Source organism: Mycolicibacterium duvalii, from assembly GCF_010726645.1.
In the GTDB taxonomy this organism is placed as follows: domain Bacteria; phylum Actinomycetota; class Actinomycetes; order Mycobacteriales; family Mycobacteriaceae; genus Mycobacterium; species Mycobacterium duvalii.
In genome coordinates, this window is the sequence record NZ_AP022563.1 from 5,102,897 (window position 1) to 5,115,651 (window position 12,755).

General features: G+C 67.7%; 11 protein-coding genes. 8 read left to right on the forward strand and 3 right to left on the reverse strand.

Annotation, left to right across the window (positions count from 1 at the left end; translation table 11 throughout):
- Positions 1-6: 6 nt before the first annotated feature.
- Positions 7-1,077 carry a ferredoxin--NADP reductase gene (locus G6N31_RS24215; protein WP_098004996.1) on the reverse strand — a complete coding sequence of 357 codons (1,071 nt, stop codon included), beginning with the start codon at positions 1,075-1,077 and terminating at the stop codon, positions 7-9.
- 163 nt (positions 1,078-1,240) lie between these two features.
- Here G6N31_RS24215 and hsaA point away from each other — a divergent pair, with 163 nt between their 5' ends.
- The 5 genes from hsaA to G6N31_RS24240 are packed head-to-tail and all read left to right on the forward strand — an operon-like array spanning position 1,241 to position 6,241.
- On the forward strand, positions 1,241-2,425 hold the full coding sequence (gene hsaA / locus G6N31_RS24220; protein WP_098004995.1) for a 3-hydroxy-9,10-secoandrosta-1,3,5(10)-triene-9,17-dione monooxygenase oxygenase subunit: 1,185 nt from the start codon (positions 1,241-1,243) through the stop codon (positions 2,423-2,425).
- A complete protein-coding gene (gene hsaD / locus G6N31_RS24225; RefSeq protein WP_098004994.1) occupies positions 2,422-3,309 on the forward strand; it encodes a 4,5:9,10-diseco-3-hydroxy-5,9,17-trioxoandrosta-1(10),2-diene-4-oate hydrolase in 888 nt (295 codons plus the stop codon). Before hsaA ends, hsaD begins: the two co-directional genes overlap by 4 nt.
- Positions 3,310-3,311: 2 nt before the next feature.
- A complete protein-coding gene (gene hsaC, locus G6N31_RS24230; protein ID WP_098004993.1) occupies positions 3,312-4,214 on the forward strand; it encodes an iron-dependent extradiol dioxygenase HsaC in 903 nt (300 codons plus the stop codon).
- A gap of 5 nt (positions 4,215-4,219) precedes the next feature.
- Positions 4,220-4,783 (forward strand): 3-hydroxy-9,10-secoandrosta-1,3,5(10)-triene-9,17-dione monooxygenase reductase subunit, encoded by a 564-nt coding sequence (hsaB, locus tag G6N31_RS24235; RefSeq protein WP_098004992.1) that lies wholly within the window; start codon positions 4,220-4,222, stop codon positions 4,781-4,783.
- Positions 4,784-4,792: 9 nt separating this feature from the next.
- Complete coding sequence (locus G6N31_RS24240; RefSeq protein ID WP_098004991.1) at positions 4,793-6,241, forward strand: peptide MFS transporter; 1,449 nt, start codon at positions 4,793-4,795, stop codon at positions 6,239-6,241.
- Positions 6,242-6,302: 61 nt separating this feature from the next.
- On the opposite strand, the gene G6N31_RS24245 is transcribed toward G6N31_RS24240, so the two are convergent.
- Positions 6,303-7,253 carry a LysR family transcriptional regulator gene (locus tag G6N31_RS24245; RefSeq protein ID WP_098004990.1) on the reverse strand — a complete coding sequence of 317 codons (951 nt, stop codon included), beginning with the start codon at positions 7,251-7,253 and terminating at the stop codon, positions 6,303-6,305.
- 69 nt (positions 7,254-7,322) lie between these two features.
- Between G6N31_RS24245 and G6N31_RS24250 the strand changes: the two genes are divergently transcribed.
- From G6N31_RS24250 to G6N31_RS24260, 3 genes are read left to right on the forward strand one after another with little or no spacing between them, the layout of a single operon-like run.
- Positions 7,323-8,684 (forward strand): MFS transporter, encoded by a 1,362-nt coding sequence (locus tag G6N31_RS24250; protein WP_098004989.1) that lies wholly within the window; start codon positions 7,323-7,325, stop codon positions 8,682-8,684.
- Positions 8,681-9,427 carry a 3-hydroxybutyrate dehydrogenase gene (locus G6N31_RS24255; protein WP_098004988.1) on the forward strand — a complete coding sequence of 249 codons (747 nt, stop codon included), beginning with the start codon at positions 8,681-8,683 and terminating at the stop codon, positions 9,425-9,427. Before G6N31_RS24250 ends, G6N31_RS24255 begins: the two co-directional genes overlap by 4 nt.
- Positions 9,412-11,319 (forward strand): acetoacetate--CoA ligase, encoded by a 1,908-nt coding sequence (locus G6N31_RS24260; RefSeq protein ID WP_179964234.1) that lies wholly within the window; start codon positions 9,412-9,414, stop codon positions 11,317-11,319. The genes G6N31_RS24255 and G6N31_RS24260 overlap by 16 nt, the downstream gene beginning before the upstream one ends.
- Here the strand turns inward: G6N31_RS24260 and G6N31_RS24265 are convergent.
- Positions 11,300-12,583, reverse strand: coding sequence for an HNH endonuclease (locus tag G6N31_RS24265; RefSeq protein ID WP_163722355.1), 1,284 nt, complete (start codon positions 12,581-12,583; stop codon positions 11,300-11,302). The genes G6N31_RS24260 and G6N31_RS24265 overlap by 20 nt on opposite strands.
- Positions 12,584-12,755: the final 172 nt, after the last annotated feature.

Here is a 12,755-nt window from a genome sequence, read left to right on the forward strand (position 1 = left end):
CCTTCGCTACTCGTCGTAGGTGACTTCGACCGAATCGGAGCACGGGTGCGCCTGGCAGGCCAAGATCAGTCCCTCGTCGAGGTCCTGCTGTTCGAGCACGTCGTTGATCTCCATCTCGACCTCGCCGGACTTCTTCACCACCGCGCAGGCGCCGCAGTGGCCTTCCCGGCAGGAGAACGGTGCGTCGAGACCCTTGTCGAGCAACACGTCGAGCAGCTTGGCGCGCCGCGGCCAGGTCACTTCGTGGGTCTGGCCGTCGAGGGTGACGACGGCGGTGGCGGGACCTTCGTCGCTGTCGTCCTGCTCCACCTTGACCGCGGCGAACGGGTCGGACTCCAGCGACTTGAACACCTCGATGTGAATGCGCTCGGGTGCTGTTCCCGATGAGGTGAGCGCTTCCTCGGCAGCGGCCATGAACGGTCCGGGCCCGCAGATGAACGCCTCGCGCGCCGTGTACGGCGCGACCAGTTCGCTCAGCCCGGACACCGTCGGCAGCCCCTGCACCGATTCCAGCCAGTGCACGGCGGTCAGCCGGTCGGGATACTTGGCCGCCAGTTCGCGCAGCGCGGCGGCGAAGATCACCGAGTTCTCGTCGCGGTTGGCGTAGATCAGCGTGATCTTGCCCGTGCCCTCGCTCAGCGCCGACTTCAGGATCGCCATCATCGGGGTGATTCCGCTGCCGGCCGACAGCAGCAGGAAATCGGAGTCGAGATTCTTCGGGACGAAGGTGCCCGACGGCGCCAGCACATGCAGGCGCATGCCGGCGTGGGCGTTGTCGCACAGCCAGTTCGACGCGTAGCCGTCGGCGGTGCGCTTGACGGTCACGGTCAACGGGTCGCCGGTGAACGGGGAGCTGCACAGCGAGTAGCAGCGCGCGACCGAACCCGTCCGGTCGCTGGGGACACGCAGGGTCAGGAACTGCCCGGGCGAGTAGCGCAGTTTCTCGTCCGGGACCGGCGCGTCGGCCGGCGCCTTGAACACCAGAGAACGCGCGTCGGGCGTCTCATCGACGATCTGGGCGATCTCCAGCTCCAGAACGTGACTGCCCAATGGCTCGTCGGCGGCTACGTCCGTCACAAGATGGGCCCTTTCCTCCACGTCATCGGCCGGTCATAACTAGAACAGGTTACAGAAATGCATGTCCGCAGGTCCAGCAGCCACAGGACAGCGCTACTCGACACAAATCGTAACGTGTTCTAATCTCATACAGGTTACTTCGCACGCCTCGGGAGGCACACCAGTGACGTCCATTCAACAGCGCGACGCGCAGACGGTTCTCGCCGGTATCGACGACCTGTTGCCGCGGATCGCCGAGCGCTCGCCGGCCGCCGAAGAGCTGCGCCGCCTGCCCGACGAGACCGTCGCCGAACTCGACGAGGTCGGTTTCTTCAAACTGCTCCAGCCCGAACAGTGGGGTGGGCTGCAGTGCGACCCCACGCTGTTCTACGAGGCCGTGCGGCGCATCGCCAGCGCATGCGGCTCCACCGGCTGGGTGTCGTCGATCATCGGCGTGCACAACTGGCATCTGGCCCTCTTCGACCAGCAGGCCCAGGACGACGTCTGGGGTAACGACCCCACGGTGCGGGTCTCGAGCTCGTACGCGCCGATGGGCGCCGGACACGTCGTCGACGGCGGTTACCTGGTCAGCGGGGCCTGGCAGTGGTCGTCGGGATGTGACCACGCCACCTGGGCGTTCCTCGGCGGCCCGGTGATCAAGGACGGCAAGCCGGTGGACTTCGGCAGCTTCCTGATCCCGCGCACCGATTACACCATCGACGACGTGTGGAATGTGGTCGGCCTCAAGGCCACCGGAAGCAACACCGTGGTCGTCAAGGACGTGTTCGTGCCGCGGCACCGTTTCCTGTCGTACCGCGCGATGAACGACGGCACCGCGGGCGGCTACCAGAACAACACCGCGCCGGTCTACAAGATGCCCTGGGGCACCATGCATCCCACCACGATCAGTGCACCCATCATGGGCATGGCCTACGGCGCCTACGAGGCGCACGTCGAGCATCAGGGCAAGCGCGTGCGCGCGGCGTTCGCGGGCGAGAAGTCCAAGGACGACCCGTTCGCCAAGATCCGGATCGCCGAGGCGGCCAGCGACATCGACGCCGGGTGGCGTCAGCTCATCGGCAACGTCCGCGACGAGTACGAGCTGTTGCAGGCCGGCAAGGAGATTCCCTTTTCGCTGCGCGCCGCCGCCCGCCGCGACCAGGTCCGCGCCACCGCGCGCGCGATCGCCTCGATCGACCTGCTGTTCGAAGCCTCGGGCGCGACCGCGCTCGGACTGGACCAGCCGGTCCAGCGGTTCTGGCGCGACGCGCACGCGGGGCGCGTGCACGCCGCCAACGAGCCCGAGCGGGCGTACCTGATCTTCGGCAACGACGCGTTCGGACTGCCGCCGCAGGACACGATGGTATGACGTCCTACATCCAGGAGACCGAGCAGCAGGCCGAGGTCACGTTCGAGTCGACGTCACGCTTTGCGCAGGTGCGTGACGACATGCGGCTGCACTACCACGAGGCCGGCGTCGGCAACACGCAGACCGTGGTGCTGCTGCACGGCGGTGGCCCCGGCGCGTCGAGCTGGTCGAACTTCAGCCGCAATATCCCGGTGCTGGCCCAGCGTTTTCACGTGCTGGCTGTCGATCAGCCGGGCTACGGCCACTCCGACAAGCACACCGAGCACGAGCAGTACAACCGCTACAGCGCGACCGCACTGCTGAACCTGTTCGATCACCTCGGTATCGAACGTGCTGCGCTGGTGGGTAATTCGCTTGGTGGCGGCACCGCGGTGCGCTTCGCGCTGGACAACCCCAAGCGGGCCGGCCGGCTGGTCCTGATGGGCCCCGGCGGCCTGAGCGTCAACCTGTTCGCGCCCGACCCGACCGAGGGCGTGAAGATGCTCGGCAGGTTCGCGGCCGAACCGACCCGGGAGAACATCGAGAAGTTCCTGCGCATCATGGTCTTCGATCAGAGCCTGATCACTGAAGAACTGGTCGAGGAGCGCTTCCGGATCGCCAGCACCCCGGAGTCGCTGGCCGCCACCAAAGCCATGGGGAAATCGTTCGCAGGTGCGGATTTCGAGCTGGGCATGATGTGGCGCGACGTGTACAAGCTGCGCCAGCGGGTACTGCTGATCTGGGGCCGCGAGGACCGCGTGAACCCGCTCGACGGGGCGCTGGTGGCGCTCAAGCAGATTCCGCGGGTGCAACTGCACGTGTTTGGACAGTGCGGGCACTGGGCGCAGCTGGAGAAGTTCGACGAGTTCAACAAGCTGACCACAGACTTCCTTCTGGAGGCATAGTCATGACCATCCGATCACTGGGATATCTGCGGATCGAGGCCACCGACGTCGCGGCGTGGCGCGAGTACGGGCTCAAGGTGCTCGGCATGGTGGAAGGCAAAGGCGGCACTGACGGCGCGCTGTATCTGCGGATGGACGAGTTCCCGGCGCGGCTGGTGATCGTGCCCGGGGACAGCGACCGGCTGATCAGCTCGGGGTGGGAGACCGCCAACGCCGCGGCGCTGCAGGAGATCCGCAACAGCCTCGATGTGCACGGCACGCCGTACAAGGAGGCCACCGGCGCCGAGCTGGCTGAGCGCCGCGTCGACGAGATGATCGTCTTCGACGACCCGTCGGGCAATACCCTGGAGGTCTTCCACGGCGTCGCACTCGAGCACCGCCGCGTGGTCAGCCCGTACGGCCACAAGTTCGTCACCGAGGAGCAGGGACTGGGGCACGTGGTGCTGACCACCCGCGACGACACCGAGACCCTGCACTTCTACCGCGACGTGCTGGGATTCAGCCTGCGCGATTCGATGCGGCTGCCCCCGCAACTGGTCGGCCGACCCGCCGACGGAGCCCCGGCGTGGCTGCGCTTCCTCGGCGTCAACCCGCGCCACCACAGCCTCGCGTTCATGCCGGGCGAAACCCCGAGCGGGATCGTGCACCTGATGGTGGAGGTGGAGAACTCCGACGACGTGGGTCTGTGCCTGGACCGCGCACTGCGCCGCAACGTCAAGATGGCGGCCACGCTGGGCCGGCACGTCAACGACAAGATGCTGTCGTTCTACATGAAGACGCCCGGCGGCTTCGACATCGAATTCGGTTGCGAGGGACTCGAAGTCGACGACGACAACTGGGTGGCGCGAGAGAGCACCGCGGTGTCGCTGTGGGGGCACGATTTCAGCGTGGGATTCAAGAGCTAGCCATCGTGGGCAGCCCGATCGATCCGCGCACCTTCCGCAATGTGCTCGGCCAGTTCTGTACCGGCATCACGGTGATCACCACCGTTCATGAGGACGCCCCGGTGGGTTTCGCCTGCCAGTCGTTCGCTGCGCTGTCGCTGGATCCGCCGCTGGTGCTGTTCTGCCCGACCAAGCAGTCGCGGTCCTGGCAGGCCATCGAGGCCAGCGGCCGGTTCTGCGTCAACATCCTGCACGAGAACCAGCAGCACGTCTCGGCGCGCTTCGGTTCCCGCGAGCCCGACAAGTTCGCCGGCATCGACTGGAAGCCGTCCGAACTGGGTTCCCCGGTGATCGAGGGCAACCTGGCCCACCTCGACTGCACCGTGGACTCGGTGCACGACGGCGGAGATCACTTCGTGGTGTTCGGCGCGGTGCACTCGCTGTCGGAGGTGCCCGACACCAAGCCCCGGCCGCTGTTGTTCTACCAGGGGCAGTACACCGGCATCGAGCCCGAGAAGAACACCCCGGCGGATTGGCGCAACGACCTGGAGGCCTTTCTCACCGTCGCCAGCGAAGACACCTGGCTCTAGTCTGGCGCTGTGACGACCCGCGAGCAGAGCCCCGCGCGTACCTTCTTCGGACACCCGATCGGGTTGACCAACCTGTTCGGTGTCGAACTCTGGGAACGGTTCTCGTTCTACGGGATGCTCACCATCCTGGGCTACTACCTGTACTACACCGCCACCGACGGCGGTCTGGGGCTGTCCCAGGCCACCGCCACCGGCATCGTCGGGGCCTACGGCGGTCTGGTCTATCTGTCCACGGTGCTGGGTGCGTGGATCGCCGATCGGCTGCTCGGAATGGAACGGACGGTGTTCTACGGCGGGGTGGTCGTCATGATCGGCCACATCGCGCTCGCGGTACTCCCCGGACTGACCGGCGTCGGGATCGGGCTGGTCTTCGTCGCCCTCGGGTCGGGCGCACTCAAGGCGAATGCCTCATCGCTGCTCGGCACGCTCTATGCCAAGGGTGACGCGCGTGCGGACGGCGGGTTCACCCTGTTCTATCTCGGCATCAACCTCGGTGCGTTCGCCGGGCCGTTGCTCACCGGTCTGTTGCAGACCCGGGTCGGTTTCCACTACGGCTTCGGTGCCGCTGCGGTCGGCATGGCCCTCGGGCTGATCCAGTACGTGGTGTTCCGGCGCAACCTCGGCACCCATGGGCGCGAGGTGCCCAACCCGTTGCCGCGCAGCGCGCTCGGCAGGGCCGCCGGGGTGGCCGGTGCCGCGGTGGTCGTCGTCGCGGCCGCGATCGGCCTGCGGTGGGTGACCCTGGAGAATCTGTCGCAGATCACCACCGCGGTGATCGTCGCCGCGTCGGTGGCCTACTTCGTCGTGATGTTGCGCTCGGGCACGGTCACCGCTGCAGAGCGAGAGCGAGTGCGCGCCTTCATCCCGCTGTTCATCGCCAACGCGGTCTTCTGGTCGTTGTTCCAGCAGATCTTCACCGTGCTCGCGATCTACTCCGACGAGCGGATGAACTGGTCGATCTTCGGGTGGGTGGCGCCGTCGAACTGGATCGGCTCGATCGAACCCATCTGGATCATCGCGCTGTCGCCGCTCTTCGCGGCGATGTGGACCCGGCTGGGCAGCCGGGCGCCCACCACGCCGCGCAAGTTCTCCTACGGCGTCATCGGGATGGGGCTGGCCTTCCTCTGTTTCGTCCCGCTGGCGGGCGTCGACGCGGTACCGGCGTTGCTCGTGCTGGTGATCCTCGGTGTGTTCGCGGTCTCGGAGCTGCTGCTGTCGCCGATCGGGCTGTCGGTGACCACCAAGCTGGCCCCGGAGGCGTTCCGCGCCCAGATGATGGCGCTGTACTTCTTCTCGGTCGGTCTCGGGACCGCGATGTCGGGCGTGTTGGCCGGCGCCTACGACCCAACTCGCGAGATCGCGTACTTCGGCACTCTCGGTGGGGTGACGGTGGCCACCGGTCTCGTCGTTCTGCTCATCGCCCCGTGGATCAGTCGCCGGATGGAAGGCGTGCACTGACCTGCACTAATCACATCGATGTGATTCATCCACACTGTGGACAAGCGCTGGGGACAACTGCTCAGCGCCTGCCCAGGAGCACGTCGCGCTGGTCCTGCACGCGGGCGCGGATGGCGTCCACCACCGCCGCCACCTCGGGGCGGCGCAGCGTCTCGGCGCGTGTCACCAGCCAGTAGGTCAACCGGATGGACACCGCGTCGGGCAGTACCCGGACCAGGTCGGCGTGCCGGTCGGCCATGAAGCAGGGCAGCAGCCCCAGCCCGGCCGACGCACGGGTCGCCTCGACGTGGACGAACACGTTGGTGGAGGTCACCGATTCCCGCATCGCCGGCGCGAAGCTGGTCGCCAGATCCAGATCATCGACCTGCAGCATCGAATCGATGAAGTAGACCAGCGGAAACCGGTGCAGGTCGGCGACGTCGACCGGAGCGCTGTGCGCGGCGAGGTAGTCGCGCGAGCCGTACAGCCCGAGGCAGTAGTCACCTAGCCGCAGCGCCCGCGCCCGGTGCACCTTCGGTTCGCCGACGACCACCTCGATGTCCATCCCGGAACGCTGTTGCGTGGCGCGCCGGGTGGTGGCCACGACCTCCACCGCGACCTTGGGGTGGTCCCGCTGCACCGCGGCCGCAGCCGGAGCGGCGATGTAGGCGGAGAAGCCGTCGGTCGCCGAGATTCGCACCACACCTTCGAGTGCGCGCGTACCGGCCGCGTCGGTGGCCAGCGAGCGCACCGCGCTCTCCACCGCCTCGGCTGCGGTCAGCGCCTCGCGGCCCAGATCGGTGAGTTCCCATCCACCGCCCACCCGGGCCAGCACCCGGCCGCCCATCGCCCGTTCGAGTGCGGCGATCCGGCGGCTGATCGTGGTGTGGTTGAGACCCAGTTCGTCGGCGGCCGTGGTGTAGCGCCCCGTGCGGCCGACCGCCAGCAGCACCAACAAGTCGTCGGCGCTGGGACGGCGGGTAGGCACGGACACCTCTGCATTTTTGCAGACGCGTGGTGCAGTTTTGGGCATTGCACCGCGTGGGTAGCTGCATGAATACTCACTGCGATCTGTGGTGAGCATCACAAGGAGGGGTGCGCGATGAGCACACAACAGTCGGACAGCGCCGCCTCGGCCCCGACCGGCCTCAAGCGGGTGGTGGTCGCGTCGATGGCGGGCACCGTTGTCGAGTGGTACGAGTTCTTCCTGTACGCGACCGCGGCGACGCTGGTTTTCAACAAGGTGTTCTTCGCGGAGGGCACGAGCGAAGCCGCGGGACTCATCGCCGCGCTGCTGACCTACGCGGTCGGTTTCGTCGCGCGACCGCTCGGCGGCATCGTGTTCGGCCACTTCGGCGACAAGTACGGCCGCAAGAAGCTGCTGCAGTTCGCGATCCTGCTCGTCGGCGCCGTCACGTTCCTGATGGGGTGCTTGCCCACGTACGCCCAGATCGGGGTGTGGGCACCCATCCTGCTCGTGGCGCTGCGCTTTCTGCAGGGCTTCGCCGTCGGTGGGGAGTGGGGCGGGGCGGTGCTATTGGTCGCTGAGCACAGCCCGAACTCCAAGCGCGCGTTCTGGGCCAGCTGGCCGCAGGCGGCGGTGCCGATCGGCAACATGCTCGCCACGGTGGTGTTGCTGGTGCTGACCGGTGTGCTGTCGGACGACGCGTTCCTGTCGTGGGGCTGGCGGGTGGCGTTCTGGCTGTCGGCGGTGGTGGTGCTGATCGGGTACTACATCCGTACCAAGGTCACCGACGCGCCCATCTTCGTCGCCGCACAGGAAGAGGTGGACCGGGTCAAGTCCGTCTCCTACGGCGTCGTCGAGGTGCTCAAGCGTTACCCGCGTGGCGTTTTCACCGCGATGGGACTGCGGTTCGCCGAGAACATCATGTACTACCTGGTGGTCACCTTCTCCATCGTCTACCTCAAGACCCACGTCGGCACCGACACCGGCGACATCCTGTGGTATCTGCTGGCCGCGCACGCGGTGCACTTCGTGGTGGTGCCGCAGGTGGGCCGCCTGGCCGACCGGTTCGGGCGACGACCGGTGTACATGGTCGGTGCGATCCTGGCGGCCACCTGGGGGTTCTTCGCCTTCCCGATGATGAACACCGGCGACTACCTGATGATCATGGGCGCGGTGATCCTCGGCCTGGTGATCCACGCCCTGATGTACGCCCCGCAGCCGGCCATCATGGCCGAGATGTTCCCGACCCGGATGCGGTATTCCGGTGTCTCGCTGGGTTATCAGGTCACCTCGATCGTCGCGGGCTCGCTGGCACCGGCGATCGCGACCTGGTTGCTGGACAGGTTCGGCACCTGGGTGCCCATCGCGCTGTACCTGGCGGGAGCCTCGGTGATCACGCTCGCGGCGGCCTGGTTCACCCGGGAGACCAACGGCATCGACCTGCACGACCTCGACGAGGCCGACCGTGAGCAACTGGCCCGGGCGGGGCTGGTGTGAGTGATCTGCGCGGCCGCACCGCGCTGGTCACCGGAGGCGCGGGCGGCATCGGCGCGGCATGCGCGCGCGAACTGGCCGGAAGGGGCGCGACGGTCACGGTCGTCGACGTCGATGAGCCGGGGGCGCGGGAGGTCGCAAGCTCCATCGGCGGAACCGCCTGGACGCTGGATCTTTCCGACGGGCGAGCGCTCGAAGACCTCCGGCTCGAGGTCGACATCCTGGTCAACAACGCCGGGGTGCAGAGCGTCAACCCGATCGTCGACTTCCCGCCGGAGACGTTCCGCGCGATGCTGGCGCTGATGGTCGAGGCGCCGTTCCTGCTGATCCGGGCGGCGCTGCCGCACATGTACCGCAACGAGTTCGGCCGCGTCGTCAACATCTCGTCGGTGCACGGACTACGGGCCTCACCGTTCAAGTCCGCCTACGTCACCGCCAAACACGCCCTCGAGGGGTTGTCGAAGGTGACGGCGCTGGAAGGCGGGCCTCATGGCGTCACCAGCAACTGCGTGAACCCCGGCTATGTCCGCACGCCGCTGGTGACCAGGCAGATCGCCGATCAGGCCCGAACGCATAGCATTCCCGAAGAGCAGGTGCTGACCGAGATCCTGCTCAAGGAGAGCGCCGTGAAGCGGCTCGTCGAGCCGGAGGAGGTGGGTGCGTTGGTGGGATGGCTGGCATCGCCGGCAGCGGGCATGGTGACCGGGGCGTCATACACGATGGACGGTGGGTGGAGCGCCAAGTGACCGACACCGTGCCGCAATGGGTCCCCACCGACGAGGACATCGCCAACGCGCGTATCACCGACTTCACGGGCTTCGTCGAGAAGCGCATCGGCGAGACGTTCGACGACTACGGCGCCCTGTGGCGGTGGTCGGTCGACGAGCCGGACGCGTTCTGGGCGGCGCTGTGGGACTACTTCGCTCTGGGCGAGCGCGGTGACACCGTGGTGTCCGGCATGGACATGCCTGGGGCGCAGTGGTTTCCGGGTACCACCGTGAACTACGTCGATCAGGTCATCCGCAGCGCCCGGACCGACCGGCCCGCCATCGTCGCCGTCAGCGAAACCGGTCCCGACCGCGAGATCTCCTGGCAGGACCTGCTGGGCCGGACGGCGGCGTTCGCCGAGACGTTGCGGTCGGCCGGCGTGCAGCCGGGTGACCGGGTGGTCGGATACCTGCCCAACATCCCCGAGGCCGTGATCGCGTTCCTGGCTACGGCCAGCATCGGCGCGGTGTGGAGCGCCTGCGGACAGGACTACTCGGCCAAGGCCGCGCTGGACCGGCTGGGCCAGCTCGAGCCCAAGGTGCTGGTCGCCGCGGACGGGTATCTCTTCGCCGGGAAGTACCGCGACAAGCGTGATGACGTCGACGCGGTGCGTTCGGGCCTGCCGACGGTGCAGGCGAGTTTCGGGCTCGACGATCTCGCCGCGTCGACTGCCGATCGGCTCGAACCGGTTGCCGTGCCGTTCGACCATCCGCTGTGGATCCTGTTCTCGTCCGGCACGACCGGATTGCCCAAGGGCATCATGCACGGACACGGCGGGGTCCTCGTCGAGCACCTGAAAGCTGTTGCGCTGCAATCCGACATCGGCCCCGCCGATACCTTCTTCTGGTACACCAGCCCCAGCTGGATGATGTGGAACTTCCAGGTGGCCGGGTTGCTGGTCGGCTCGACGATCGTCTGTTACGACGGCAGCCCGAGTTCTCCGCAGCCGGATGCTCTGTGGGACATCGCCGCCCGGGTGCGGGCGACGGTGCTGGGCACCAGCCCAGGTTACGTGCTGGGGTGCATGAAGGCGGGCGCCGAACCGAAGAAGACCCACGATCTGTCGGCGCTGCGCAGCGTCGGGATCACCGGATCGTCGCTGCCGCCGACGTCGTCGCTGTGGCTGCGTGACCACGTGGGCGTACAGGTCTCGTCGATCAGCGGCGGCACCGACGTGGTGTCGGCGTTCATCGGCGGAGTGCGCTCGGTGCCGGTGTGGCCGGGTGAGCTGTCGGCGCCGTATCTCGGGGTGGCGCTGGCGGCATGGGACGAGTCCGGCGAACCGGTCCTCGGAGAGGTCGGCGAACTGGTGGTCACCAAACCGCTGCCGTCGATGCCGATCGCGTTCTGGAACGATCCCGACGGAAGCCGTTACCACGACGCCTATTTCGATGTCTACCCCGGCGTCTGGCGTCACGGCGACTGGATCACCGTCACCGAGCGCGGCAGTGTCGTGGTGCACGGCCGCTCGGATTCGACACTGAACCGGCATGGGATCCGGATGGGCAGCGCCGACATCTACCAGGCTGTCGAACGGCTGCCCGAGGTGGTCGAGGCGCTGGTGATCGGCGCCGAGCAACCCGACGGTGGCTACTGGATGCCGCTGTTCGTCGTCCTGGCCGACGGGGTGAACCTCACCGACGAGGTGCGGGACCGCATCAACGACACCATCCGCACCGAGGTTTCGCCGCGGCATGTCCCCGACGAGATCATCGTGGCGCCCGGCATTCCGCACACCCGCACCGGCAAGAAGCTCGAAGTGCCGATCAAGAAGCTGTTCCAGGGTCGCGACGCCGCCAAGGTGGTCGAGCGCAGCGCCGTCGACGATCCCGAGCTACTCGACTGGTACGTCACGCAGCGTCGAAGGTGATGAGGTCGATGGTGATGCCGTCTTCGATGATGCTGCGCCGTTGTGGTGGCGGTCCGGGCAGTGGTGGGGCGGTGGATTGGTAGACCGCGCCGGTGGGGGTGCGGAAGTGGGCGGTGTGGATGTCCTCGACCTCCGCGGTGGTGACGGTCCAGCCGGGGGCTTCTTTGGCGTAGTTGCAGGCTTCGCATTCGCCGAGGCCGTTGCGCGCGCTGGTGGGTCCGCCGGCGCGGTGCGGGGTGGCGTGGTCGTGGTGGCGGATCGGGGCGTCGCAGTAGGGGGTGCGGCAGGTGCGGTCGCGGGCGTCGAGCAGCGCTGCGAGGCCTTTGGGGAAGATGCGGGCCTTCGATTCCATCGCGACCAGTTGCCCGGACTGCGGGTGGCGGTAGAGGCGGCGCAGCGTGGCCCGGGTCTGTTCGTCGAGGGCGGCCTGGCCGATCAGGGCGCGGCAGAATCCGGCCGGGACGGGGCCGTAGCCGGGCAGCCAGCCCAGTTCGTCGTCGTCGCCGGCCAGGGTGGTGTCGGCCATCACGAGGTTCAGCGCCACCGGGACCGGCGCGGTGGCCGCGCGTCCGGTCACGCGCTGGTAGATGGTCTCGGCCATCACCTGCCCGCGGGGGCGTTCGTCGGCGGTGGTGTCGGCGGCCTGTTTGCAGGCGGCGTAGACGCCCACGCCCTGGGCCAGCGGTAGTCGCACCGTCAGGTAGACCATGTTGTTGGCCGCGGGCCGGCAACTGACGGCACAACCCGCGGCGGCTTTGTCGATGCGCTCGACGACCGCGCGAGCGTCCAGGCGTGCGGCGATGGTCTTGGCTTCGGCTTCGATGCGTTTGTTGCCCCAGCCGGACAGCCGCGCCGGATCGGCACACAGTTCCTTGTCCAACTGGCGGCGGTGCTCGACGCTCAGGCAGGCCGATTCGCGCACGATCAGCGTGGCCCGCCACTCCGTGAGCGCCCCGGTTTCCAGCGCGGCCAGGGTGTGGGGCATCTCGTGGACCAGTGCCCGGGCGAACCCGAGATGCCGGTTGCCCTGGGCCGGGGCGTCGTGGCGCGCCAGCGCGATCTCGGCGGCCAAACCTTTGCCGCGCTTGTCCTTGCGGACTCCGGCGGCGTCCTCGGCGGCGTGGCGTTTGGCCGCCCACAATGCGGTGGCCCGCGCCTGGGCCGCCGCGGCCGCCGACTTGAGCCGCTCGCAGCGCTCGACGACCGCCCGCAGCTCCGCCTCACCGGCCGCATCAGAGAAGTCGCCGAACAAACTTTCGAACACATCCCCGACTGTACGCGGACGGTCCGACATTTAGCTTTGGAGTGTGAGTTCGCGGGCGGGCCGAACGTCCGACTGGGACGCGTGGTGATCCCTGAGATTTGAGTGGTCCGCTCGCGAGCTCGGTGGCTGGTCGAGCGGTGTCCTTGTTCGGGAACTTGGAGCCAGCCGGTCG